This is a genomic window from Pseudoalteromonas sp. GB43, from assembly GCF_054923805.1.
In genome coordinates this window covers 2,619,587-2,645,696 of sequence record NZ_JBPCHJ010000001.1, presented here as the reverse complement: position 1 = coordinate 2,645,696, position 26,110 = coordinate 2,619,587, and the positions used below count along the sequence as shown (strand labels likewise).

At 41.1% G+C, this 26,110-nt stretch carries 17 protein-coding genes and 4 pseudogenes; 8 read left to right on the top strand and 13 right to left on the bottom strand.

What is annotated here, in order from left to right; translation table 11 throughout:
• Positions 1–38 precede the first annotated feature (38 nt).
• The 9 genes and pseudogenes from ribBA to ACRWSG_RS12520 form a co-directional block, all read right to left on the bottom strand.
• Positions 39–1,153, bottom strand: a pseudogene (gene ribBA / locus ACRWSG_RS12560) (bifunctional 3,4-dihydroxy-2-butanone-4-phosphate synthase/GTP cyclohydrolase II).
• 42 nt (positions 1,154–1,195) lie between these two features.
• Positions 1,196–1,849 carry a riboflavin synthase gene (locus ACRWSG_RS12555; RefSeq protein WP_462166456.1) on the bottom strand — a complete coding sequence of 218 codons (654 nt, stop codon included), beginning with the start codon at positions 1,847–1,849 and terminating at the stop codon, positions 1,196–1,198.
• 4 nt (positions 1,850–1,853) lie between these two features.
• Positions 1,854–2,993 carry a bifunctional diaminohydroxyphosphoribosylaminopyrimidine deaminase/5-amino-6-(5-phosphoribosylamino)uracil reductase RibD gene (gene ribD, locus ACRWSG_RS12550; protein WP_462166455.1) on the bottom strand — a complete coding sequence of 380 codons (1,140 nt, stop codon included), beginning with the start codon at positions 2,991–2,993 and terminating at the stop codon, positions 1,854–1,856.
• Positions 2,994–2,995: 2 nt separating this feature from the next.
• Positions 2,996–3,445 carry a transcriptional regulator NrdR gene (nrdR, locus tag ACRWSG_RS12545; protein ID WP_054552576.1) on the bottom strand — a complete coding sequence of 150 codons (450 nt, stop codon included), beginning with the start codon at positions 3,443–3,445 and terminating at the stop codon, positions 2,996–2,998.
• Positions 3,446–3,551: 106 nt separating this feature from the next.
• Positions 3,552–4,810, bottom strand: a pseudogene (gene glyA / locus ACRWSG_RS12540) (serine hydroxymethyltransferase).
• A gap of 723 nt (positions 4,811–5,533) precedes the next feature.
• The gene (gene thrC / locus ACRWSG_RS12535) at positions 5,534–6,817 is read right to left on the bottom strand and encodes a threonine synthase (protein ID WP_166338136.1); all 1,284 of its coding nucleotides are present in this window, start codon (positions 6,815–6,817) and stop codon (positions 5,534–5,536) included.
• 18 nt (positions 6,818–6,835) lie between these two features.
• Positions 6,836–7,760: pseudogene (thrB, locus tag ACRWSG_RS12530) on the bottom strand (homoserine kinase).
• A 9-nt stretch (positions 7,761–7,769) separates the two neighbouring features.
• Positions 7,770–10,187 carry a bifunctional aspartate kinase/homoserine dehydrogenase I gene (thrA, locus tag ACRWSG_RS12525; RefSeq protein ID WP_462166454.1) on the bottom strand — a complete coding sequence of 806 codons (2,418 nt, stop codon included), beginning with the start codon at positions 10,185–10,187 and terminating at the stop codon, positions 7,770–7,772.
• 227 nt (positions 10,188–10,414) lie between these two features.
• Positions 10,415–10,789, bottom strand: coding sequence for a response regulator (locus ACRWSG_RS12520; RefSeq protein ID WP_054552581.1), 375 nt, complete (start codon positions 10,787–10,789; stop codon positions 10,415–10,417).
• Between the two features lie 238 nt (positions 10,790–11,027).
• Here ACRWSG_RS12520 and ACRWSG_RS12515 point away from each other — a divergent pair.
• Positions 11,028–12,790 (top strand): annotated as a pseudogene (locus ACRWSG_RS12515) (sensor histidine kinase).
• A gap of 90 nt (positions 12,791–12,880) precedes the next feature.
• The gene (gene rdgC, locus ACRWSG_RS12510; protein WP_462166453.1) at positions 12,881–13,789 is read left to right on the top strand and encodes a recombination-associated protein RdgC; all 909 of its coding nucleotides are present in this window, start codon (positions 12,881–12,883) and stop codon (positions 13,787–13,789) included.
• Positions 13,790–13,847: 58 nt separating this feature from the next.
• Here rdgC and ACRWSG_RS12505 read toward each other — a convergent pair whose 3' ends face one another.
• Positions 13,848–14,690: an HDOD domain-containing protein gene (locus ACRWSG_RS12505; protein WP_054552584.1), complete on the bottom strand. Its 843-nt coding sequence runs from the start codon at positions 14,688–14,690 to the stop codon at positions 13,848–13,850.
• Positions 14,691–14,963: 273 nt separating this feature from the next.
• Here ACRWSG_RS12505 and ACRWSG_RS12500 point away from each other — a divergent pair, with 273 nt between their 5' ends.
• Complete coding sequence (locus tag ACRWSG_RS12500; RefSeq protein ID WP_462166451.1) at positions 14,964–16,664, top strand: dipeptidyl-peptidase 3 family protein; 1,701 nt, start codon at positions 14,964–14,966, stop codon at positions 16,662–16,664.
• A 48-nt stretch (positions 16,665–16,712) separates the two neighbouring features.
• Here ACRWSG_RS12500 and ACRWSG_RS12495 read toward each other — a convergent pair whose 3' ends face one another.
• Positions 16,713–17,465: a substrate-binding periplasmic protein gene (locus ACRWSG_RS12495; RefSeq protein ID WP_054552586.1), complete on the bottom strand. Its 753-nt coding sequence runs from the start codon at positions 17,463–17,465 to the stop codon at positions 16,713–16,715.
• Between the two features lie 58 nt (positions 17,466–17,523).
• Positions 17,524–17,928 carry an HIT domain-containing protein gene (locus ACRWSG_RS12490; protein WP_138600394.1) on the bottom strand — a complete coding sequence of 135 codons (405 nt, stop codon included), beginning with the start codon at positions 17,926–17,928 and terminating at the stop codon, positions 17,524–17,526.
• Positions 17,929–18,040: 112 nt separating this feature from the next.
• Between ACRWSG_RS12490 and ACRWSG_RS12485 the strand changes: the two genes are divergently transcribed.
• From ACRWSG_RS12485 to ACRWSG_RS12465, 5 genes are all read left to right on the top strand, one after another.
• A complete protein-coding gene (locus tag ACRWSG_RS12485) occupies positions 18,041–20,266 on the top strand; it encodes a S9 family peptidase (protein WP_462166450.1) in 2,226 nt (741 codons plus the stop codon).
• A gap of 149 nt (positions 20,267–20,415) precedes the next feature.
• Complete coding sequence (locus ACRWSG_RS12480) at positions 20,416–22,053, top strand: methyl-accepting chemotaxis protein (RefSeq protein ID WP_462166449.1); 1,638 nt, start codon at positions 20,416–20,418, stop codon at positions 22,051–22,053.
• Between the two features lie 313 nt (positions 22,054–22,366).
• On the top strand, positions 22,367–22,906 hold the full coding sequence (locus tag ACRWSG_RS12475) for a hypothetical protein (RefSeq protein ID WP_462166448.1): 540 nt from the start codon (positions 22,367–22,369) through the stop codon (positions 22,904–22,906).
• Entirely contained in the window at positions 22,825–23,610 is a 786-nt protein-coding gene (locus ACRWSG_RS12470) for a hypothetical protein (protein ID WP_462166447.1), read from the top strand. Before ACRWSG_RS12475 ends, ACRWSG_RS12470 begins: the two co-directional genes overlap by 82 nt.
• An 18-nt stretch (positions 23,611–23,628) precedes the next feature.
• Positions 23,629–24,486, top strand: coding sequence for a Calx-beta domain-containing protein (locus tag ACRWSG_RS12465; RefSeq protein ID WP_462166940.1), 858 nt, complete (start codon positions 23,629–23,631; stop codon positions 24,484–24,486).
• 67 nt (positions 24,487–24,553) lie between these two features.
• Here ACRWSG_RS12465 and ACRWSG_RS12460 read toward each other — a convergent pair whose 3' ends face one another.
• Positions 24,554–26,077, bottom strand: coding sequence for a M17 family metallopeptidase (locus tag ACRWSG_RS12460; protein WP_462166445.1), 1,524 nt, complete (start codon positions 26,075–26,077; stop codon positions 24,554–24,556).
• Between the last annotated feature and the right edge of the window lie 33 nt (positions 26,078–26,110).

Sequence of the window (26,110 nt, the reverse complement as noted above, 5' to 3'; positions counted from 1 at the left end):
AAAATATAAAAGTAGCCTAGTAAATCTATTTTCCCAAATTAAGAGCGAGGCTCAACATAGTCAACCACTTCTAAGTGGAAACCAGATAGCGCGTGGTACTTCTTAGGACGGCTCATTAAGCGCATCTTTTCAATACCTAAATCAGCCAAAATTTGCGAACCAACACCCACAGTACGCGAGGTACCTTGGAATTTACGATGACTGACATTTTCGCCCGCATCTTCAGCGGCAAAGGCTTTAACGGTTGCTTCTAGATCTTCTGTTGACTCTTGTTTACCTAAAATAACCAGCACGCCGTTATGCTCAGCGATATAAGCCATAGCATCTGATAAGCCCCAGCTACAATCAGCACTTCTATCTGATAATAGAATATCGTTAAAGGTGCTTTGTAAGTGAACTCGTACTAACGTTGGCTCATCTTTCGATACTTCACCTTTTTGTAAAACATAGTGAAGCTGACCATCAATGGTGTCTTTGTAGGTCACTAAATCAAACTCACCATGATCCGTTGGTAGTTTACATTTAGCAACACGCTCAATGGTGGTTTCGTTTAGGTTTCGGTATTCGATTAAATCTGCAATAGTGCCAATCTTTAAGTCATGCTCTTTAGCAAATACTTCAAGATCTGGGCGACGGCCATAGTGCCATCTGCATTTAGAATTTCAACAATCACAGATGAAGGTTCAAGACCTGCTAAACGTGCTAAATCACAACCCGCTTCAGTATGACCAGCACGTGTTAACACGCCACCAGGCTGCGCCATAATTGGGAAAATATGCCCTGGCTGTACGATATCGCTCGGTACGGCACCTTTAGCGATTGCGGCTTGTACGGTACGTGCGCGGTCGGCTGCTGAAATACCTGTAGTTACGCCTTTTGCCGCTTCAATCGACATAGTGAAGTTAGTTGAAAAAGCTGCACCGTTATTTTTAACCATCAGTGGTAATTCTAACTGCTGACAACGCTCTTGTGTCATTGTTAAACAAATTAAACCACGGCCGTGTGTTGCCATAAAGTTGATGGCATCAGCACTGATATGTTCTGCCGCGATAATTAAATCGCCTTCATTTTCTCGGTCTTCATCGTCCATTAAAATAACCATTTTACCGGCTTTAATGTCATCGATAATTTCTTGCGCGCTGTGTAAATTCATAATGTGCCCATGAGAGTATGATTAATAGTGACGTATCTTTGCTTACTTAATAAAGCCAGCTTGTGCGAGCAAGCTCATTGATATGTCTGAACGGGAAGGTTGTTCAGCCCCTTTAATTAGGCGCTCTAAATAGCGAGCAATCTGGTCAACTTCTAAGTTCACCTGAGTACCCACCTGAAATTCTGCAATCGTTGTTTGCTCAGCAGTATGTGGAACAATCGTTAGCTTAAAGCGATTTTGCTCAACCTCGTTGACGGTTAGGCTAATGCCATCAATACACACCGAGCCTTTGTACGGAATGTACTTCATTAAATCATTGTCAGTACTTAACCAATACTCAGTTGCACGAGCATTAGGACTAATACTTTCGACAGTAGCAATACCATCAACATGGTCTGACACTAAGTGCCCACCTAGGCGAGAAACCGGTTGCATAGCTTTTTCGAGGTTAACTGTTTGCCCTTTTTTATAATGTGCAAACCCAGTTAAGCTAATTGTTTCGTTTGATAAGTCAGCACTAAAACCATCGCTATGTTTAGCGACAACCGTTAAACACACACCATTGGTGGCAATACTGTCACCGAGCTTAACGTCTTCCATATCCAAATTAGCGCTTTGAATACGAATAGCTAGATCACCTTGCTTTTGTGTTAGTTCAACAATTTTACCTGTTGCTTCAATAATTCCAGTAAACATAGTGCTACTCTTTATTTTCAATTTTTGTGGCTTGCTTTGCTTTTGTCGCTGTAAAGCGAATATCGTCGCCAATCATCACTGTATCTGTAAAAGTCAGTTCAGTGATATCACTCATCATAGTGACTTCTGCAAAGTTTAGTAAGCTTTTGCCCATATCACCTATTAACTTAGGGGCAATATAAACAATGTATTCGTCAATTAAATCTTGCTCGGCAAACACCCCAGCAAGGGTTGCCCCCGCTTCGAGCCAAATGTGATTAAATTGTAGTTCAGCAAGACGCTTTAAAACCGCCGATAAATCAACTTTATTGTTAACTGCTGGCACCACTTCGTGTTTAACAAAGTGAGGCCACTTGGTGTGATTATCAAGCGAAGTGGTAAAAATTATTACCGGGCTCTCGATGCTGAATAACGCAAGCTCAGGCGTTAACCTGTTTTGTGAGTCAATAATGATTCGGGTTGGTTGGCGCAAAGGCAACGAGGTTGGCATGGTAAATGGCAACTCATCAACACGGACATTAAGTTTTGCATTATCAGTAATAACGGTGTCTGCACCGGTTAAGATAGCGCAGCTTTGCGCACGAAATGCTTGCACATCTTGGCGCGCTTTAGGGCCTGTTATCCATTTACTTTGACCGTTATTTAGCGCAGTTTTACCATCTAAACTACACGCCATTTTACAGGTTACATATGGCAACCCAGTTTCCATACGCTTTAAAAAGCCTTTGTTTAAGTCGCGCGCTTGTTGCTCAAGTAAGCCAGATGCCACACTAATACCAGCGTCAGCTAATATCTGCAGGCCGCGACCACTTACCGCAGGGTTTGGGTCAACCATAGCAGCAATCACCTTGCTTACACCCGCAGCTTTTAAACCTTCGGCACAAGGCGGAGTGCGTCCATAATGACTACAAGGCTCTAAAGTGACATAGGCAGTGGCGCCCTTTGCTTTATCGCCAGCTACAGCCAACGCATTCACTTCAGCATGGCCCTGCCCTGCGATTTGATGAAACCCTTCGCCGACTATTTCGTCATCTTTAACCAGTACACAGCCAACATTCGGGTTTGGCGTGGTAGTAAAACGGCCGTGTTTAGCAAGCTCAATGGCACGCGCCATGTAAACAGTATCAAGTTCTGTAAACGACATGATTAATCACCTAAACGAGCGATTTCTTCTCCAAACTCGCGAATGTCTTCAAATGAACGATAAACCGATGCAAAGCGCACATAGGCTACTTTGTCGAGTTTTTTCAGCGACTCCATGATGCATTCGCCAATTAAATGGCTAGAGATTTCACGCTCACCGGTAGCACGAAGTTGAGATTTAATGATGTTAACGACTTCGTCGACCTGCTCAGTGCTCACTGGGCGTTTCTCTAAAGCGCGATGCAAGCCATTCAGTAACTTGTCTTCGTTAAATGGTTCGCGGCTACCGTCTTGCTTGATGACTCTTGGCATCACAAGTTCAGCGCCTTCAAAGGTGGTAAAGCGCTCATGGCATTCGTTACATTCACGTCGACGTCTCACTTGGTGACCACCGCCAACAAGTCGAGAATCAATTACTTTAGTATCTTTTGCGGTGCAAAAAGGGCAATGCATAGGGTTCTAGTTCCGTTTATAAAAAACAAAAAGGCCGCTTAGTAAGCGGCCTTTATGATAGCAAAAAACAACGCTATTGTTATCTTAATTACGGTTTAACCAGTAATTAAGCGTAAACTGGTAATTTTTTACAGATAGCTTTAACTTTCTCTTTTACTTCTGCTTGGACTGACTCATCGTTGATGTTGTCTAGTACGTCACAGATCCAGCCAGCAAGCTCTTTTGACTCAGCTTCTTTGAAACCACGGCGAGTAATAGCCGGAGAACCAATACGAAGACCAGACGTTACGAACGGTGAACGTGGGTCGTTTGGTACTGAGTTTTTATTTACAGTGATGTTAGCGTTACCCAGAGCAGCGTCAGCATCTTTACCTGTGATATCTTTATCGATTAGGTCTAGAAGGAATAAGTGGTTGTCTGTTTTACCAGAAACAACTTTGTAGCCACGCTCTTGCAGTACTTCAACCATAGCTTGAGCGTTCTTAACAACTTGTGCTTGGTACGCTTTGAATTCTGGTTGTAATGCTTCTTTGAAAGCAACCGCTTTAGCAGCGATGATGTGGCATAAAGGACCACCTTGACCGCCAGGGAATACAGCGCTGTTTAGTTTTTTGTAGATCTCTTCATCACCACATGCAGAAACGATTAGACCGCCACGAGGACCCGCTAATGTTTTGTGAGTTGTTGTTGTAACAACGTGTGCGTGAGGGATTGGACTTGGGTATACACCCGCTGCGATAAGACCAGCAACGTGAGCCATATCTACGAATAAGTATGCGCCAACTTTATCAGCGATTTCACGGAATTTAGCCCAGTCAACAACGCCTGAGTATGCAGAGAAACCAGCGATGATCATTTTTGGCTTGTGCTCTAATGCAAGCGCTTCAACTTGAGCATAATCAATTTCACCTGTTTCGTCGTTTAGATGCCGTATTGAATTGCATTGTACGTTTTACCAGAAAAGTTAACGTGTGAACCGTGAGTTAAGTGACCACCATGAGCTAAGCTCATACCTAGTACTGTATCGTGCGGCTGAAGAAGTGCTTGGAAAACAGCTGCGTTTGCTTGTGAGCCCGCATGCGGTTGAACGTTAGCGTAATCTGTGCCGAATAATTCGTTTGCACGGTCAATTGCTAATTGCTCAACAACATCAACATGCTCACAACCGCCATAGTAACGTTTGCCTGGGTAACCTTCAGCGTATTTGTTGGTAAGCTGAGAACCCTGCGCTTCAAGTACGCGTGGGCTACAATAGTTTTCAGACGCGATCAGTTCGATATGCTCTTCTTGACGAGCCGTCTCTTTAGTGATGGCTGCAAATAACTCTGGATCGAAATCCGAAATATTCATGCTACGTTCTAACATGGGGTCTCCTAAGGCAACGTGTATGGTGTTTTTTGAAGGCTGTATTGTACGCTTAAAACGCACTTTTGCCTATCTTGTAAAGATGAACATATTTAAACAGGGATTGAATTTATTTCACAGTGTTTTAATAATGATATTTTTTTATTGATACATAATAAAAAATTATAGATTTAAAATATTTCATAGATATTTAAAATGTTATTTCAACGAAAAACCGCCCGATTAAATTGCGTTTTTATAGGGACAAACTAAGCTTATAGGACTAGTCAATATCAAGGATGGTATAAGTACATGTTAGCTAAACCAATATACGAATTAGTCCCCTACGGATATTTTTTTCTTGGCATAAGCTGTATCGCATTGGCAAATAATTATGTGCCAACTCTCATCGGTGTAATCTTATTTTTATTAGGTGCTAATATTTGGCGGATGCGTTCAGAAGCCAGAAGAACCGATCATTCAAGCCAGCGTGTTAAACAAAAAAACGTCGCTATTACTATGAATTTAAACCTTTTATCATTTTTATTTCGGCTTTCACCTTGATGCAATGGACGCAAAATGAGCTCGTCTCGGTGATCAGCATTTTGCTATGTATCGCGGCCGGGGTCATCCTAAGCATGAGGATTTTAAACAGACATAGTCACTCGTTACTTCATTAAAGGCTTCATTAAAAGACTGCATTAAAAAGAGCGGCTTAGCCGCTCTTTATACCTTTATTAAGCACTAAGCTAATTTATTTAACAGCTCAGTTCGAAGCAATTGATAATCAAACTTAATATCTTCAGCTAAACACTGTTTTGCTAATGCATCTGCTAGTGGTTTCGGCATAGGCAATTCGATGTCTAAAATTTGCTCTACGCTGTCTTTGAATTTAGCTGGGTGTGCAGTCGCTAAAAAGATACCTGCACTGCCATCAGCTAGATTTTCTTTCAAGCCCTGATAAGCAATTGCAGTATGAGGCTCTGCGATGTAACCTGTTTGATGAATTTTTTTCATCACTTCTTTTGTTTCTTCTTCACCAACACAGCTTGAATAAAAGTCATTATAACTAAACCATTCGTTATCCAACATAAACTGAACACGCGGCCAGTTATTCGGTTTACTTACATCCATCGCGTTCGATAGTGACTCAAGCGTATCATTCGGTGCCCACTCTTTATTTTGTAAGAAACGTGGCACCGTGTCGTTTTGGTTAGTTGTAGCGCTTAATTTCGCTACTGGCATACCAAGCACAGCACCGATCATCGCGGCACACACATTACCAAAGTTACCACTTGGAACTGAGATATGCGCTTTACTACGCTGCTCTTTTGGTAATTGAGCAATCGCTTCAAAGTAATAGCAAACCTGTGCAACTAAACGGCTGATATTAATTGAATTTGCTGAATTCAGACCAAGCTTTTGTTTCACTTCATCATCTAAAAACGCCTGTTTTACCATGCTTTGACAATCATCAAAGCTACCATCAACCGCATAGCAATGAATGTTGTTGCCTAACGTTGTGAATAGCTTTTGCTGCGCTAATGAAATTTTACCTTTCGGGTATAGAATCACGACATCGATATTTGGCTTATTATAAAATGCATGGGCAACTGCAGCCCCTGTATCGCCTGATGTAGCCGTTAAAATCGTGACTTTTTCACCCTGATTAAATTGCGCAAGACACTCAGCCATAAAACGGCCACCAAAGTCTTTAAACGCAAGCGTTGGGCCATGAAATAATTCAAGGCAATAAATATCTTTTTCTACTTCAACTAATTTCACATCAAAGTTAAACGCATTTTGCACCATCTGTGCAACGGTATCGGCAGGAAGCTCGTCACCAATCAGGTGCGATAAAATCTTACTGCTACGGCTCACAAAGTCTAAATCAAGTAACTTATCAATGTCTTGAATTGGTGTAAGGCTATTAGGGAAGAATACACCTTGATTACGCCCTAAACCCGTTTTTACCGCTTCAACAAACGACACCTGTTGTGTTTCATCTTTTAAATTATGTAATTGCATGTTTATTCCTTAAATTCTTTAAAGCTGTCGTGTGCCAAGCTGATCAAGTTGGCAGATGTGGCAGAAGCCCTGCTCATTGATGTAATTATCATTCAGCCAAGCTGCACACTGCTTAGCAGCTTCCAGGCTCTTACACACGGTAAATAATGTTGACCGCACCAGAAATGCTGACAATCTCTGCACCAAGCTCTGGCAAGGCACTCTTTGCTTCGGCAAAGCCTTGAATGAGCGGTGCGCGATGTGGCTCAGCGATTTCATCACTCATAATGGAAAGCGCTGCGTCAAAGCGACCTGTAAGCAATAAGCTGCTAAATGCAGAAAGTCGCTGTGCGAACTCAACACTGTCGTGCATTGATAATTGCGTTGGCAAGACCGAACGCGCTTTTGCGGTATTCAGTGAAAATCCCGGAAAAGCCGCTACGTAATACCATTGATTATCAACAGGTAACGAAATTGACTTGTTCGGAATGAGTTCACCAGTTAATTGCAAGCCACCTAAATAACAGGGTGTGATGTTATCGTAATGACGACCGCCACTAACAATGGCTTCAAAATCAGCCATCAACTCGATAAGTTGCTCTTGAGATAAGTTGGTTTCAGCGAACTTATCAAGGGCTGCAAACGCAGCCACCACAGAACAGGCACTCGAACCTAAACCTGAACCAATTGGTAGGTTCTTTTTAAGCTCAAGTTTTACCGCTGGCATAGTCGGTGCAACGTGTTCTTTAAAATGAATTAAACATTGATAAGCCAAGTTTTCTTCAGCATTAGCAGGCAGTTTGTGGGCATAGTCGCCAGAGCAGACAAAAGTATCTTGCTCAGCGGCACTCACCTCTACAACATCGCCTAATAAGGTGCCATCGATTGGTGCTAGCGCAGCACCTAACGCATCAAAGCCGACAGCAAAATTCCCGATTGAAGCGGGTGCATATACACGGATCATGACCAGCTCCTAACGTGTTAACGTTTTTAAAATGTCGGCAAATACACCAGCAGCCGTTACTTCAGCACCTGCGCCATAACCACGAATAACAAACGGACGAGGTTGATAATATTGACTTAAGATGGCCAGTGCATTTTCACCGTCACGGATATCATAAAGAGCATGGTTACTATCTACGGCTTCAATGCCTACTTTACATTGACCGTTTTCAATAGTACCCACATAACGAAGTACTTTACCTTCGCTTGCAGCACTTTGTATACGGTCGTTAAACTGTGCATCAAGTGATGGTAGTTTTGCCATGAAATCTGCTACAGAATCACCTTCTGCAAACCCTTTAGGTAAAACAGATTCAACTTCGATATCGCTTAGCTCTAACTCAAGACCCGATTCACGAGCAATGATCAGTAGTTTTCGAGCAACATCAGTGCCTGATAAATCATCACGCGGATCTGGTTCTGTAAAACCACTTTCTTTTGCTTTTAACGTGGCTTCGCTAAGTGATAAACCATCTTGTAGCGCACCAAACATGTACGATAATGAACCCGACAAGATACCGCTGAACTTAATAAGTTCATCACCGGCACCAAAGAGTGATTTCAGGTTATCAAGTACTGGTAAGCCTGCACCTACGTTTGTTTCGTATAAAAACTTACGATTATTCTTCTGTGTCGCTGCAACTAAATCTTGGTAGTAAGCATACGAGCTAGTATTGGCCTTTTTGTTTGCCGCAACAACGTGGAAACCGGCATTCAAGAAATCAACATATTGCCCAGCAAGCTTATCGGCTGAGCTACAATCTACGATCACAGGGTTAATTAAATGGTTTTGTTTAACAAATTGCTCGACCAAATTTAAATCAAATGCCTGCTCTGACACGGCTAATTTGTCTTGCCAACCATCAAAAGCAATACCTTCGCTATCTAGATAAAGCTGCCTTGAATTAGCAACACCGGATAAGTTCAGTTTAATATTACGTTTTTCAAGCCATGCTTGTTGACGCTTTAACTGCTGGATAAGTTCTTGACCTACTAAGCCACAGCCAAGTAAAAACACATCGATTGAAGGAATGTGAGTAAAGAAGTTCTCATGGCACACTTTCACTGCGTCGTTGCATAGTTCACCATCGATAACCGCTGAAATAGCACTCTCAGTCGAGTCTTGTGCAATAGCAACAATGTTAACCTGCGCTTGAGCTAATGAAGCAAAGAACTTAGCTGCTAAGCCTTTGTGCGCACGCATGTTATCACCAACTAGGGTTACAATCGCAAGGTTACGCTGTACTTGAACTGGTTCGATTAAACCGGCTTGTGATTCTAATTCGAAAGCAGTTTGTAATGCTTCTAGAGCAAGTGATAGGTCGCTCTCATGCACACAGAAACTGATACTAAATTCACACGAAGATTGTGTGATTAGTACAATTGACACATTGTCATGCGCCAATGCATTAAATACTTTTGATGCCATACCCACTTTGCCTTTCATACCTGGGCCAGACACGGTTAACATAGCGAGGTTTTGTAAACTTGATAGCGCTTTAACAGGCTCGTTCGACACACTGTCGTTACTGATCACTGAACCTTCAGCGCGTGGGTTATGAGTATTTTTGATCTCACACGGCACACCTGCTTTAGCACAAGGTAAAATCGTTTTCGGGTGTAATACTTTCGCACCAAAGTAAGACAGCTCCATTGCTTCTTTATAAGATAACGAATCAACCTTAGATGCTTTTTTGATATAACGCGGGTCAGCATTGTAAACACCGTCAACATCAGTCCAGATCTGGCATACATCAGCTTCTAAACATGCCGCAGCTATTGCTGCTGAGTAATCTGAACCATTGCGACCAAGTGTTGTTAGTTCCCCCTGCTCATTGGCAGCAGTGAAACCCGGCATGATATAAATAGTGCTCGGTGCTGCTTTTAATGCAGCTTGAAAACGTAACTTACTTGCGGCCAAGTCAGCTTCAGCATCAATGTAGCCACCTACAGATGCAATACAGTCTGTTGCTTCTAAATAACGAGCATTACTTTCTTTAAGCATACACTCCATCAAGGCAACACTAACGCGCTCACCAAAACTAATTGCATAAGCACGTACTTGGTCTGGGCAACACTTCAAAAGTGCAACACCATCCAGTTTATTCTTAAGTTCGTTTAAATCAAACCAATTCACTACCTGACCAAAGTCAGCTTCAACAGCAGCTTTTAATTGTTCACAGCGCGCAACCAATGCTTGCCATAACTCACTAAAATCTTGCCCCTGCTCTGCAGCGCTTGCTAATGCAACTAATGAATCTGTCATGCCACCTGGTGCTGACAGCACTAACAGCATTTCATCGCGTAATTCTTCTTTGACTAACTGAGCTACCTGTTGCAAACATGCGTAGTCGGCCAAGGACGACCCACCAAATTTTAATACTCGCATTATTTATGTTTCCTCATTCCATAAACGAAAAAGGCCTGTGTTCTAGTGAACACAGGCCTATAAATTTGTTGCACCGACCTATGCCACTATCCTGTAAGGATGATAGTTGTAATAATAATGGTCGTTGCGTGATTAAATGTTTTCATAGCCTTTAGACTGCCTTAAATGTAGCCAAGCTGTCAACCCTTAAAGAAAAGATAAATTATGCACTTTTGTTATACAAAAGATTAATGAATACCAAATTTATGCAAAGTTGCTTTCAGTCGAACAATATCTATCGGCTTATCGATGAAATCAATGGCTCCCAAACTAGCTACTTTTTGCTTCATTTGCGCTTGAATATCAGCTGAAATAACTATAACAAAGCACTCTATTTTCTCTGCTTTGATCGTTTCAAGTACAGCAACACCATCTAGCTCTGGCATAGTTAAATCCAAACACAATAGATCAAAGTTTTGCTCGCGTAGTAAAGCAAGTGCTTCTCGACCATTGGTTGCTTGTTGAATATCAGCACTTAAACAGTTACCTAAGCACCGAACTACTTGTTTGCGAGCTATACTTGAATCATCACAAACCAGTATTGAAAAATTAGGGTTATTCATGAATATAAAAATCTTCGCTGTAGCAAATACAACATCTAAAAAGGCTAAAGTAAAAGACGAGCGAAATTTATAACACACTTTTATTGGTGCAGTAAGGTTAAGTTTTTTTAAAAAATAGTAACAATTTATAAATACTCCAGTAAAAAAGGATTTATTTATTTATTTTTAACCTTTTATTAGCTAACTTTAGAACTAATTGAATGTATTACAAATGTAACCAAGGAGCTATGGGTATTCTATGTTACAGAAAAGCCTATCAAAAGAATTGTTAACAAATGTGCTCTCGGTCTACTTCTTACTCACTTTTGTAGTGACCTGTGGGCAGGTTATTGCTGAATATGTAAACACTAAAGATTACATTCGTGACGAATTAACCACTTTACAAAAAACATTTAGCCGTAGTTTAACCCGTGCAATTTGGGAACTTAACGATAAACAAACCATCACAACGGCTGAAGGCTTACTCGCAATCCCTATGATCGAAGGCATTATTGTGCGCGATGATAGTGGCGAGGTACTCTCACAATTAGGTCGCTCATTAGATATTCACGAGCTATATAGCCAGCAGTTAGTGCAAGAAGAAGCGATAATTGAAGATACACCATCCGGTTTATTCGGCTATACATTTCCGCTTATTTTTGAGTTTTCGGGTAAAACAACTCAAGTAGGCGATGTAACCTTATTCTCAAGCCGAGAAGTGGTATTTAGCCGCATCATGATCTCTATTTATTTTCTAATCGGTAACGCAATGATCAAAACCACCTTTTTGATCATACTTTTCTTACTAGCATTTAGAAAACGCTTAACTGAACCACTTGCGCAATTTACAGAACAAATTGAAGATCTTGAACTAAACGATTTAGAAATCGCCATATCGAGATCCACACAACTGAACACAACGAATTAAAAGTAATGGAAGAATCTTTTAACCGTTTAATAGATAAAGTTGTTCTCTACCGAGAAGAACTGGAACATACTCAGAAAGAGCTTGTACTTAGTAATGAAAAACTCGACCAACATAATTTACAGTTAGAGCAAGAAGTCGCGCGCAAAACATCTAACCTTAGCCAAGCGATGATGGATTTGCAGCAACAGAAATATGAATTAGAAAAACAAAAGCTAACACTGACTGAAGAGATAGACCTTCGTAAACAAACTGAACAAGAACTCATAACCAAGCAAACTGAGTTACAGCGCTATGTTGATGAGTTGAACTTAGCACAGGAGCGCCTAGTCGGCTCCGAGAAAATGGCTGCTTTAGGCGGCTTAGTTGCAGGTATTACCCATGATGTAAATACACCAATCGGGATTGGTGTGACTGCGACTTCATTTTTACAAGAACGTTTAGATCAGATTGAAGCGGCATACAAAGAAAAAACCCTATCACCAAAAGCGCTTGAAGAGTTTATTAATGACGCCAAGCAAAGCACTAGCTTACTTACTAGTAATTTAGACCGTGCATCAGAGTTGGTTGCAAGCTTCAAACAAATTGCAGTCGATCAAGCCAGTGAAGCGGTACGTACTATTAATTTCAAAGAGTATTTAGGTGAAGTGATCCGCTCTTTACATCCAAAACTAAAGAAAACATCTCATCATATCAATTTAGATTGCCCTGAAGATTTAACACTCAACCTGCCTGCAGGCGCTATTAGCCAAATTTTTACAAACTTGATCATGAACGCGCTTATTCATGGCTTTGAAGGCATTGAAAGTGGCATCATAGATATCATAATTAAAGACGAAGAAGATGAAGTCGTTATCGACTTTAAAGATAATGGTAATGGTGTATCCGAACATCAGCTAGAAAAACTGTTTGACCCGTTCTTCACAACCAAGCGTGATCAGGGTGGCAGTGGGTTAGGTACTCATATCACTTTAAACTTAGTGAAGCAAACCCTTGGCGGTGATATAGAAGTAACAAGCGAAGTTGGAAAAGGCTTGCATTACCATATTAGTTTCCCAAAAAACATGCCTAAACCGCTTTCAATGTTTAACTCATAAGCATTTCGTACTGATGGCGAAATGATTCATTTCGGCATCAGTTTTTTATTGTTATGATTGGGCAAATTTATTGAAAGGATTAGCCTAATTATGTGGTTTAGTAACCTTATCTGCTACCGTTTTAAACAAGACGTTTCATACTCTCAAGAAGACTTCGACAAAGCCCTAGAACAAGATCTGTTCCGCTCATGTACAGGCCAAGAGCTTTCAACATTTGGTTGGACAAAAGCCTTTGGTAAGCATGGTCAAACCCTATCTCACTTCTCTCAAGACAGCATTTTAGTATGCGCTAAGCGTGAAGAAAAAGTACTGCCTGCGGCCGTTATCAACGAATTGGTTGCAGAGAAAGTTGAGCAAATCGAAGCGGAAGAAAACCGTTCGGTAAAGAAAAAAGAAAAAGACGAACTAAAAGAAAATATTCTGCACACTTTACTGCCTCAAGCATTTAAAAAGTCGAGCCTACAGTTTGCGTTTATTGACCAAAAAAATGGCTGGGTTGTCGTTAACAGCGCAAGCTTTAATAAAGCAGAAGAGCTTTTAGCCCTACTTCGTAAATCACTTGGCACGCTACCTGTCGTACCTGCATTTGCTAATTATGATTTAGATGTATTTTTAACAGATTGGTTAACTAACTTCAGCACTCCTGAAGGCTTCTCTATCGGTAACGATGCAGAGCTTGAAGAAGCCGATGACAGTGGTGCTCAGGTTAAATTGAAAGGCCATGACTTATCATGTGACGAAGTAAAGTCACACCTAGAAAATGGTAAGCGCGTAACTAAACTGGCTCTTGATTGGCAAGAACGCGTTAAGTTCATGCTACAAAACGATGGCTCGATTAAGCGTCTAAGCTATTCAGAAACATTAAAAGAAGAAAACGCCGACATTCCAAAAGAAGATATGGCGGTAAAACTTGATGCAGACTTCATCTTAGCGTCAGAAGAAATTAAACAGTTGCTAGAAGAGCTGACCCAAGGCTTAGGCGACGCTGAAGATTTATAAAATTAACCTAAATGTTAATTAACAAAAAGCGCGACTTGGTCGCGCTTTGTGTTTTTAGCTATTCAGTAAAAATGGCTTTGACCTCATCAAGCATATCGTGATATTCGTCTTCATTAAATAACTCAAGCGATTCTATTACGCCTTTATCTACATATGTTTGCAATGCTGCCGATTTGTCAGAAACCTGCAAGATGCCTTCTAAAATCGCGCCAATACGAATAAAGTCAACATAGCATATATGCTCTGGACGATAGTTTGGATTTGCCCAGCTTTCAGCAACTTCGACGAACTCATCAGTAAAGCCCCAAGCACGCATAATTGCGCCACCTACTTTGCCTCCTAACTTTTGGATAGCGTGTGCCAAAAAACTTGGATTTGCAAAAACTTCAGGGTGCTTTTCAGCCTCAGTCAAAATTGGCAACACGCCTATGTTATAGACTAATGAAGCTAGCGTAATGGTATCTCGGTTCAGTGATGTTTGCTTATTTCGACGTAAGAAAAAGTCCATTAGAGTAATTGAGTGACATGCAACTTTAAGGGTTTTTTGCCATGCTTTATCCATATACCCTTTTATCAGCTCATTATGCGATACAAACAATTGTTCCATCGCCATTGCGGTGGCAATATTTTTGATTTGACGTAGACCAATTCGTGTGACGGCTTGATGAAGATTGGTGACTTTAACTGAGCGCCCCATAAATGCACTGTTGGCCACTTTAATCATTCGTGCCGATAACGCTGGATCATGGGAGATAACATCTGCCATATCCATCAAGTTTACTTCTGGGTTATCTGCTGCTTGCCTCACTTTTACTGCAACTTCAGGTAATGTCGGTAACACTAAAGTGTCATTATTTATTCTGTCGACCAATATGGTCAGTAATGCATTCTCTGTTGACATATGCGTGCCATCCTCTTGGGTTAGTTTGCCAAAATAAAGACAAACTAATGACTGACATTATTAGATTAGTTCTTGTTTTAGTATTGTCTAACTTAACGCTAAAGTTAAGAAAATCACAGAAATTATCTCTTTTTATGCTTTTTAATCATGTAACTGATAAATAAATATCGCTTCTAGCGCTGTATACTTGCCATGTATATGGCAGGTTTGCTTTAATGCATACACTTTTTGTTTTAATAACAATGACTCTCACTAAAATCGGGAACGGGCAAAATGACATTAAATAAAATTAGCCAAGCACTTATCTTATCAGGTGCTGTTTTTCTTGGTGCATGTTCTGATCAGCAAGCAACCACTTCTCAAACTCAGCCTGCTGCAGAGCAAACAAAGCAAAGTATTGAACAGAACAACCCACAACTTATCAATGCAGATGAAAACCGTTTAGACATTTACACAGACTTCACACTTACTTCTGATCTTAGCCACCTGAGTGATAACCAAAAGCAAATGGTTGGTAAGTTGATCGATGCCTCAAAAATTATGGATGAGCTATTCTGGCGCCAAGCATTTGGTGAGAACAAAGACGCTTTCTTAGCAAAAATCAATGATGAAAAAGTTCAGAAGTTTGCAGATATCAACTACGGCCCTTGGGATCGCTTAAACGGCGACCAAGTTTTCTTATCAGATTATGAAGAAAAGCCTCTAGGCGCTGAATTTTACCCAAGCGATATCACTAAAGAAGAATTAAACAACGCAATCGTTGATGACAAAACAGGTCTTTACTCAGTGATCAAACGTGACGAGAAAGGCCTTCTTTACAGTGTGGCTTACTCTGTTGAGTACGCACAAGAGCTAGAAAAAGCAGCCAACTTGTTACGTGAAGCAAGCAAGCTAGCTGATGATAAAGAATTCGCTAACTACTTAAGCATGCGTGCAGATGCACTAGTAAATGATGACTTTCAACCATCTGATTTTGCATGGATGGATATGAAAAATAACCCTATTGATGTGGTTATTGGTCCTATTGAAACCTATGAAGATCAACTATTTGGTTACCGTGCGGCGTATGAATCTTATGTACTAATCAAAGACTTGGCATGGAGCGAGCGTTTAGCTAAATTCGCTGCTTTCTTACCAGAGCTACAAAAAGGTTTACCTGTAGACGAAAAATATAAGCAAGAAGTCCCAGGTTCAGACGCTGACTTAAATGCTTATGATGTCGTTTATTACGCAAATCACTCAAATGCGGGTAGTAAAACAATTGCTATCAACTTGCCAAATGATGAGCAAGTACAGCTAGAAAAAGGCACACGTCGTTTACAGCTTAAAAACGCAATGCGTGCTAAGTTCGATAAAATCTTAGTGCCTATTTCAGAGCAGCTAATTGTTCCTGAGCAACGTAAACACATTACCTTTGACGCTTTCTTCGCAAACACTATGTTCCACGAAGTAGCGCACGGTTTAGGCATTAAAAACACCATTACGGGTAAGGGTACTGTTCGCCAATCATTGCAAGAGCATGCAAGTGCCCTTGAAGAAGGTAAAGCGGATATCTTAGGTCTTTACATGGTTGAGCAATTACTTAAGAAAGGCGAGATCACTGACGGTACATTAGAAGATTACTACATCACCTTTATGGCTGGTATCTTCCGTTCAGTGCGTTTTGGTGCTTCAAGCGCACATGGTAAAGCGAATATGATCCGCTTTAACTTCTTCGCTGAAGAAGGCGCATTTTCTAAAAATGCTGACGGCTTATACAGCGTTAACATGGAGAAAATGAGCCAAGCAATGGAAAAACTATCGCGCTTAATCTTAACGATTCAAGGTGACGGTGATTACCAAAAAGTTGATCAGCTAATCGCAACTCATGGTGAGATCAAAGCAGAGCTAGCGAAAGATTTAGAAAAATTAAGCCAAGCTAATATCCCTGTTGATGTTACTTTCAAACAAGGCAAAGAAGTATTAGGCCTTTAATACCAGCCTTGTCTGATATAAAAAACGCTGCAATTGCAGCGTTTTTTATTATTCTCGTGCGACAAAACTTAATCCATATTTGCTATTCAGCTGGACTATATCACCACTAATCAACATCTTATTAAACTCTGAATTAAAGTCATCTATAAACTCATTAAGCTCCCGTTGCTTAGTGAAACCATAATAGCCTTGATTCACCGTAATGATTGGCGACAGCATGATAACCTTACTAGAAATTGATAAATCATCAATAATCGGAAGAGCAGCTCGCGGGTGAGTCATCACTAGATCAACTCGATTATGCATTAACTGTAAAAAACTAGCTTTAACACTCGCCACTTCTGACAAAGTTAAACTTGATTTATTGCGTTTAAATTCTGAACCATAATTCCAACCCCGAGTAATACCAATCACGTCTTTACGTAAGCTTGCGAAATTACCAGCCCAAGTTACATCGCTATTTTTTTTGGTAAAAAAGACAATAGGATCTTCATAAAATGGCAAGGCACTAAATTGCATATATTGTTGACGTTGAAGAGACTTATAAGGACCGATAATGGCATCTGCATGGCCTTGCTCAACCATTTTTAAAGCACGCTTTAGTGGCATGATATCGATGACGAGTTCATGCCCAAGGCGTCGACAAATTTCATGAGCAATATCAGCACCTAAACCAATCACTGTACCTTGTTGATCTTGTTCTAAGATTGCGGGGAAATGGCTCCCAACAAAGTAATAACTTTTTGCTGTTACGGAAAATGAACATAGAAAAGCCAATACGGCTATTACTGTGCTTTTCACTTTTATTAGTCTCTTATTTTTCGCATCTACTTAGCTTAGCGCAATTTAATATGATTGATTAAAAATGTGCTCTTAGTTGCTCTATTTGTTCATCGCTATATGGAACTGCCGGTAATTTACCCCAAATAGGCGCTGGCCAAGCCGGATCGGTAGTGAAGCGTGCAATATGATGAACATGTAATTGCGGCACCATATTACCCAATGCTGCTATATTGAGTTTGTCTGGGCTGAATACCTGTTGTAACAACTTACTCAGTTTGCCCGACTCTTGTAATAAGGTAATTTGTAGCTCTTCAGACAGATCGATAATCTCTTTAACGTCTGCAACTCTTGGCACTAAGATAAACCAAGGGTATTGGCTATCATTCATCAGCAATACTTTACACAGTGGCCAATCCGCAAGTTCAATGCAGTCGCGTTGTAGTTCTGGGGCCAGAGAAAACGACGTATCAGTATTTTTCATCAATAAATCCTTTGATATTGGGTAATCAAATCCTACTTTATAGCATTTTGTTGCAGTTGCCTAAGCTTACCATTAACATCATGGCAGTTTTTATTCGAGCGAAGGTACTCCTGTGCTAAAAAAAATTAAATCTCTCTCACTTGCTCTGCCAGTGGTGGTCACTGCATTTAGTGTGACTGCTGAACCACTCACACTTGAGCGTATTTTTGACGATCCAAGCTTAGCAGGCAAAGCGCCTGTACAACTTAAATTCTCTCCAGACGGCAGTCGTGTCACTTACCTGCAAGGTAAAACCGATGATTACAACCGCTACGATCTATGGGAATACAACTTAAAAGATAACAAAAACCGCTTATTAGTTGACCCTGCTGCGCTATTTTCTGGTCCAGAAAACTTATCTGATGAAGAAAAAGCACGCCGTGAGCGCCAACGTATTTTTGGTAAAGGGATCTTAGAATATAAATGGTCTAAAGATGGTAAAGCGCTTTTATTCCCACTTAATGGCGACCTTTACTATTACGAGCTTGCCTCAGCTAAAAGCCGCAAATTAACCGACACAGACGCATTTGAAACCGATGCACGCTTCTCACCTAAAGGGCACTTCGTATCGTTTATTCGTGAGCAAAACCTATACGCACTTAACTTAAAAACGGGTCAAGAAATCCAATTAAGTAAAGATGGTGGCGGTGTTATTAAAAACGGTATGGCCGAGTTTGTTGCGCAAGAAGAAATGGGCCGTATGACTGGCTACTGGTGGTCTGGTGATGAGTCTAAAATCGCTTATACCCGTGTTGATGAAAGCCCAGTAAAAGAAGCGATCCGTAATGAAATTTACGCCGATGAAGTAAAGCTTTTTAACCAACGCTACCCGTTTACAGGTACCGACAACGTTAAAATTCAGTTAGGTGTTGTAAGCATCAACAATCAAAAAACTGACTGGGTTGATTTAGGCGACGATCAAGATATCTATATCGCTCGCGCAAAATGGTTAAAAGATAACAAAACGCTTTCTTATCAGTGGCAAGACCGCTCGCAACATAACTTAGAGTTACGTTTTTATAATAGCGACACTAAAAAACAAACGGTTGCCCTAACAGAAACCAGTGATACTTGGATTAACCTACACTTTGATTTGCAATTCTTAAACGATAAAAAGCATTTCGTTTGGGCATCTGAGCGCGACGGTTTTAAACACCTTTATTTATACCGCACAAACGGTGAAATGATCCGTCAAATCACCCAAGGTGAATGGGTTGTTGATAGCTTAAAAGGTATCGATGAGAAAAAAGGCATCGTGTATTTTGCAGGTCGTAAAGACACAGCACTTGAGAGCCACCTTTACAGCGTACCGCTATTCAAAAAAGGCGAAATTAAGCGCGTAACTGAGCTAGGTGCTTACCATAATGTGGTAATTGCTAAAGATAACAAAACCTTTATCGATAACAGCTCATCAGTGAATAAGCCTGGCTCTGCGGCATTACGTAAAATTAATGGCGAATTTATCACTTGGCTTGAAGAAAACAAGTTAGATAAGTCACACCCATTAACTCCTTACCTAGCTGATTTGATCACCCCAGAATACGGCACACTAACGGCTGAAGACGGGCAAATCATGCATTACCGTTTATTCAAGCCAACTAATTACCAAGACGGTAAAAAGCACCCAGTTATTGTTAACGTGTATGGCGGCCCTCATGCTCAGCGTGTAACGAACAGCTGGCGTAGTAAAAACTTATACTTCCAGTACATGGCACAACAAGGCTATGTTATTTTCCAACTTGATAACCGTGGTTCATACAACCGTGGTAAAAAATTTGAAGACGTGATTTATAAGCACTTAGGTGTGGCTGAAGTGGCAGACCAAATCAAAGGTGTCGAGTTCTTACGCACCCTTGATTACGTTGATCCTGAGCGTATTGGTATTTATGGCCACAGCTACGGTGGTTACATGGCGCTTATGACCATGTTTAAAGCGGGCGACTACTTCAAAGCCGGTGTTTCTGGTGCGCCAGTTACTGATTGGGCACTTTACGACACTCACTACACTGAGCGTTATGTAGGTCACCCTGCAACTAACGCGAAAGGTTACGAAGCAAGTGCAGTTTTCCCGTATGCTGAAGGCTTAAAAGGCCCGCTGATGATTTATCACGGTATGGCTGATGATAACGTGTTATTCACTCACGCCACTAAGTTATTCAAACAACTGCAAGATCAAGAAAAACAGTTCGAAATGATGACTTACCCGGGCTCAAAACACAGTTTACGTGGCAAGAGCGTACAAACGCACTTACACCAAACTATCACAAGTTTCTTCAACCGACACTTTAACGTTGAATAATCACGTTCAATTTCGGTAACTTAGACTAAAGGCTGATTGTTAAATCAGCCTTTTTTTTGTCTCAATGTATTCTACTATTTAACTAGATTTTCGACCTATTATGGCTACGCTTAATACATTGCTCTTATGAGCATGACGAAGGAACACACATGAATTACTTACGCCGTTTTACAATTTTTCAGCGCCTCGCCATGTTAGTGAGTGTGGTCGTGATAGGGCTGATATTTTTGAGCGTCTCGAGTTTAACGCAGCAATACAGCTCGCTAAAGCAAGAGCAATACATAAAAACCCAAAACCTTGTTGAGTCTGCCTACTCTATTATCGAGCATAACTATGCGTTGTTTGAGCAAGGTAAGCTGAGTGAGCAACAAGCCAAGCAAGCAGCCCTCGAAACAATTTCTGCACTACGTTATGACAATAACAATTACTTTTGGATCAACGATTATGAACCCGTTATGGTCATGCACCCGTTTAAGCCAGAATTAAATGGTAAATCGCTAGCGGGCAGTAAAGATCCAGATGGTGTGTTGTTATTTGTCGATATGGTTAATATCGTCAAAAAACAAGGAGAGGGTTTTATTCCCTATAAGTGGCCAAAGCCAGGTAAAGATCAGCCCGTTGATAAAATTGCCTACGTAAAAGGGTTTGCAAAGTGGCAATGGATTGTTGGCTCTGGTGTCTACATTGATACCATTGAAGAGGCGTTCTCGTCACTTCGTACCCATGTCATTATCACCGCGGTAGTGATTATTGCCCTACTGGTTGCGCTTAGCTACCTAATTGCCAATAGCATTCTTCGTCCGACACAACTTGCCGCAAATATGATGAAAGATATCTCACAAGGTGAAGGTGATTTAACTCAAAAGCTTGATGAAAACGGCAATGATGAAGTGTCTCGTTTGTCGCGCTACTTTAATTTGTACACGGCCAAAATGCGTGAGTCACTAAAACATGTTGCCGACAACGCAGAGCAAGTGAATCAGTTTGCCCACAGCGTTGATGATGCCAGCAAAACCAATCATTCATTTATAGAACTGCAAAACGACAGCTCAACTCAAGTGGTCACGGCGATGGAACAAATGACCCATCAAATTCATGATGTCAGTCAGAATGCTGAACAAGCTGAGCATGCCGCTAACGAAGCTGCACAAAATGCAGAAACGGGTAAGCAAGTTCTTAATAAGACCATCACCGCCATTGAAACCTTGTCGCGTAACATTGAACAAGTGAGTAAGGTTACTGCCGACCTTGCTGCAGAGAGTAACAACATAGGCTCAGTGCTTGATGTTATCCGCAGCATTGCAGAGCAAACCAACTTACTGGCACTCAATGCAGCCATTGAAGCAGCACGTGCTGGTGAGCAAGGTCGAGGCTTTGCCGTTGTAGCTGACGAAGTGAGAACTTTGGCAAGCCGTACAGGTAAAAGTACCGATGAAATTCAAGCTATGATCAGTAAACTACAAACCGGTGCACAAGCTGCTGTTGATGCTGTATCAGCAAGTCAGCAGTTATCAAGTGAAACGGTTTCACAGGCAGGTGAAGCAAATAGCTCCCTCAGTGAAATTGAACGACTAGTCACTATTATCAAAGATATGAACAGCCAAATTGCCCGCGCTACCGAGCAACAAACCAGCGCCGCAGATGAAGTTAACTTGCGGATTAATGAGCTTTCTCAATCAACCGAGCAATCACTGTCGAATACCCAAGGACTTTCCAACGCCAGTGATAATTTAAAGCATAGCTCACAAGCATTGAGCGATGTAGTTAACCGTTTCAAACTCGATTGATCACAGCAATTCAAAAGCCCTGCAATGGTTTGCGGGGTTTTTCTATAACCTTTCTTTTTTATCCCCTAGTAATTTTTGAAGCCACCAAAAACACAACCCACTGATTTAATTAGACCTTTATTAAATAGATAAAAAAAAGATGATAAATAGATATTAACGAGATTTACATAAATAAATTAAAAAGGAACTAATGGGGTGTGCTGAATTAAATTGCCATTGGCATTTAATCACTATTACAAAAATAATAAGGAGCGATACCAAAGTGCCTTCAAGAAACATACACCCCAAAAAGAACACACACTTAAAGCGTACTATGTTAGCTGCAATTTGCACTTACTCGCTACTCGGAGTAACTAATCAAGCGCTGGCAGATACAACTCAAACAAAACAAATTCCATTACACTTTATAGTTGCAGCAACCGATAAAGATGGCGCTAATGCCAAAGTTGACCAAGCCACTATTGAGCAATCAATTGAAAACTTAAATTCACATTATCAAGGTACAGGTTACTCATATCACTATAAATCTACTGACTTCGTAACCAACGAAGAGATGCCTGGTTTTTATGACGACGATTACTCACCAGACAATAGAGTGTTATTTATTGAGCCTTATTTTGATAAATCAGCTTTAAATGTCATGGTCGCAGACTTTGATGGCGTCAATGGTAATGCGTTTTTTCCTTACTTTGGCGTAGATGGTGTGTTAATTGATACAGAAGATCTTGTTACAACGACACTCGCACATGAAATGGTCATAACCTCAGTTTATTGCATACCTTTGCCGATGGTGATGATGAACCTATTTCAGTGCAAATCGGTGAACGTGGCTACTTGTACGGTGACCAGATAATCGACACCCCTCCTTCTTTTGATGACTTAGATGATGATATTGAAAATTGCGAATACACAGGCTCTGCCGAAGATGAAGAAGGTACTCCCTACGCCCCTGATGCCAAAAACATAATGAGCCAAGGAAAAAATACCTGCCGTACGCACTTTTCTGCACAACAAATAGACCGTATGCAGTACGTTTTGCAAAGAGATAAATACCATCTTTTTAATCAATTTGGTGAAGGTAGAACCGTACCAAACTGCGAAAACTCAATTATAGTTACTCAATTCCCACATATAGATGGCTTTAATTTTAATCAAGAAATAGCGCAGCCATGGGTTCAAGATGTAGCTAATAACGGCTTCTTTTTTAGAACCTCACCTGATTCAAATTCAAGCAGAACAGGTGCTGATGAACCCTTTGAGGGGCACAGCTATTTACAAATTGATAGTAGCAAACGGGATGACACTGATTTTGATGACATTGTATATGCCAAAAAAGGTGACAAATTAAACTACTTAAGCCCTTGCTATGACTTGAGCTTCATCGAAAAACCGACATTGGAGTTTTACTTCAATATGCACGGCAAAGATATGGGAACTAGTATTATGGAGGTATCCGCCGATAATGCGCAAACGTGGGCTGAGTTATGGCGAAAAGAAGGCCAACAACACTCCGACGGCGACATTTGGGAAAAAGTGACGGTTGATCTATCTAACTAAAGAACAACTCCCGCACAGCTGAGACTAAGTCATATCATAGAAGGTGAAAAAGGTGATGCGTCATTTGATCTTTTCACTGTTTCGGGCACTCAACCTCAGCAAGATTATGAATTTAATAGTAATACTCTCAATATAGCCGAAGACGAAAATGAAGTAACATTCAAGGTCATTAAAAACTCAGGCTTAGATAGTAGTTCGAAAATACGAATTTACACCGAAGACGTGGATGCTATTGCTGGAGAAGATTATACAGCACTTGATGAGACCCTTACTTTTTCGAGCCAAGAAACTGAAAAAGAACTAGCTATAAATATATTTGATAATAATGAAGTTGATGGTTCTCGCTCGTTTAATATCAAACTAGCATCTGATGAAAGTGACATAATCTTCAATGAATCAATTGTAACGATTGAAGACAACGATGTTGATTTCAGCTATGAATTAGACATTTCAGACACACAAATATCAGAAAATAGCGGCCAACTATTAGTTGGTATAATCAAATCCGATCCAACCGATTTTGAAACAAAAGTTCGTATAAAAACGACGGATGATAGCGCGGTCGGCGGCACTGATTTTACAGCTCTTGATGAAGTACTTACCTTTGCTCAAGGCGAAACACAAAAAGACATTACGATCGACATTATTGATAATTCAGAGGTAGATGGCTCAAGACGCTTCACTCTCGTATTAGAGTCTGAATCATTCAATGAAAAATACGCTGATGAAGTAATCACAATCACCAATGAAGATGGTATTCCAGAGCATGCAACCCCAGATGATAAAGCAAGCGGCAGTGTATCAGGTTACTTTACACTAATGCTCGGCGCACTGTGCTTTATTCGTAGAAACCGAAAGAAGAACATAAAAGACTAAACCTGACCAAGCATAAGCTTTAGAGCACAGGGTTGTGTCTAAAGCTTATGCTTTTTAAACTTACAACTTACAAACAATAACGAGCGAATAAGCTGCTTACTGTTGCGGCGGTAGGCTTGCCATGTTGCCAATCACCACCTTCTACACCACTGCCTGCGATATCCATATGAACATACGGTAATGGCTGCGCTGATTCAGTACCATGCTTATCTAAACCACCAACAATCGCTAAGAATGCCATCGGGAACTGATGACCACGTGCAGTTACAGCAGAAGCTGCATTGTTACTTGATAGTACGTCATCAGCTAATGTGCGAGGGCGAATGAAGTCATAATCTTCACGGCGGCTACGAGATACTTCTGCGCCATCTGCCCACAAATCGCCTAAGTCAGCAATTTGGCGCGAAATTTTCGCCGCGCGAGCTGGACCATTTTCAACATACGCACTGTAAGGACCCATAGCACGTGCTGCGTGACCTGTTAGTGTTGCAACAGTGAATAGCTCTGGATTCACTTCGTTTAAAGCGCGATCTTTCATTTCGCTTAGTAAGTCGCCCATAGCTAAACGGCCCTCAGCATCTGTGTTACCGATACGAACACGCACACCTTCGCGGCTAGTAATGATTTCATCAGGAACAAAACAATCAGAACCAATTGAGTTACGAACTACGGCTAAGTAAGCAATCACTTTTACGCCTTTTGGTGCAAAGTCAGCCACTGATTTCATAAAGCCAGCAACCGAAGCAGCACCGCCTTTATCACGGCTCATACCTGCCATAAAGCCACCCACTTTAAGGTCTGCACCACCGGTATCGTAAACTAAACCTTTACCAACAAACATTAAGGTACGCTCAACATCGCCTTCAGGCACGTATTCTAGTTTTACAACACGTGGGTGATGACGCTCAACAGCATAAGATGCGCGCGCTACGGTGCTCATCATTGGGTAATCTTTATCGATAGTGTTGATATCTGAAATCACTTCAACAGACACCTTACTACCAGCAAATAACTCAACGCAGTAGTCTGCAAAACGAGGTGGTGCCATACGCTCAGGCTCTGTACCACATAAATCACGTGCAGCGTATTGACCTGCAGCAATAGCATTAAGCGCTTTGCTCATTACCTCGTCTGCACCCACTAGGCTAATTTGGCTAATTGGTTCAATCGCTTGGCCGTGGAACTCACGTGCCTCAAGTGGTTGCCAAAGCGCTTGGCAAGCACCTAAATAAGCCACTTCAAGGGCATGCTTGTAACGGCTATCTTGATTTACGTTAGCAAGTAAAATTGCAGGCTGAGTGCTACCCGATGCTTTCGCCTCTAGTACACCTTGCTTCGCTGCATCAAAGTAACGACGTACATCATCATAATCACGATTTAGAGGGCCTGTAGGCGCTAAAATAACGCGTTTAGAGTCAATAACAAGTAATGTCACTTGTTTGCCAATACGTGCGTCTACAGCTTGTTGAGCGCTAATAGCTTGGCTTAAGCTTGCGTCTGCTAAAGAAGAAAAATCATCACCGATAATAATCAATGCATCGTGATTTGCATCCGCTAGTTGAAGGGCTGCAACTGCATGAGGGTATGCCATAAAAAAGGTCCTGCTGTTAAAAACATAGGACCT

Bases quoted from the DNA above. Each gene is read 5' to 3' on its own strand.
- ACRWSG_RS12555 (WP_462166456.1), bottom strand. From the start codon at position 1,849: ATGTTTACTGGAATTATTGAAGCAACAGGTAAAATTGTTGAACTAACA.
- ribD (WP_462166455.1), bottom strand. From the start codon at position 2,993: ATGTCGTTTACAGAACTTGATACTGTTTACATGGCGCGTGCCATTGAG.
- nrdR (WP_054552576.1), bottom strand. From the start codon at position 3,445: ATGCATTGCCCTTTTTGCACCGCAAAAGATACTAAAGTAATTGATTCT.
- thrC (WP_166338136.1), bottom strand. From the start codon at position 6,817: ATGCAATTACATAATTTAAAAGATGAAACACAACAGGTGTCGTTTGTT.
- thrA (WP_462166454.1), bottom strand. From the start codon at position 10,187: ATGCGAGTATTAAAATTTGGTGGGTCGTCCTTGGCCGACTACGCATGT.
- ACRWSG_RS12520 (WP_054552581.1), bottom strand. From the start codon at position 10,789: ATGAATAACCCTAATTTTTCAATACTGGTTTGTGATGATTCAAGTATA.
- rdgC (WP_462166453.1), top strand. From the start codon at position 12,881: ATGTGGTTTAGTAACCTTATCTGCTACCGTTTTAAACAAGACGTTTCA.
- ACRWSG_RS12505 (WP_054552584.1), bottom strand. From the start codon at position 14,690: ATGTCAACAGAGAATGCATTACTGACCATATTGGTCGACAGAATAAAT.
- ACRWSG_RS12500 (WP_462166451.1), top strand. From the start codon at position 14,964: ATGACATTAAATAAAATTAGCCAAGCACTTATCTTATCAGGTGCTGTT.
- ACRWSG_RS12490 (WP_138600394.1), bottom strand. From the start codon at position 17,928: ATGAAAAATACTGATACGTCGTTTTCTCTGGCCCCAGAACTACAACGC.
- ACRWSG_RS12480 (WP_462166449.1), top strand. From the start codon at position 20,416: ATGAATTACTTACGCCGTTTTACAATTTTTCAGCGCCTCGCCATGTTA.
- ACRWSG_RS12475 (WP_462166448.1), top strand. From the start codon at position 22,367: ATGTTAGCTGCAATTTGCACTTACTCGCTACTCGGAGTAACTAATCAA.
- ACRWSG_RS12460 (WP_462166445.1), bottom strand. From the start codon at position 26,077: ATGGCATACCCTCATGCAGTTGCAGCCCTTCAACTAGCGGATGCAAAT.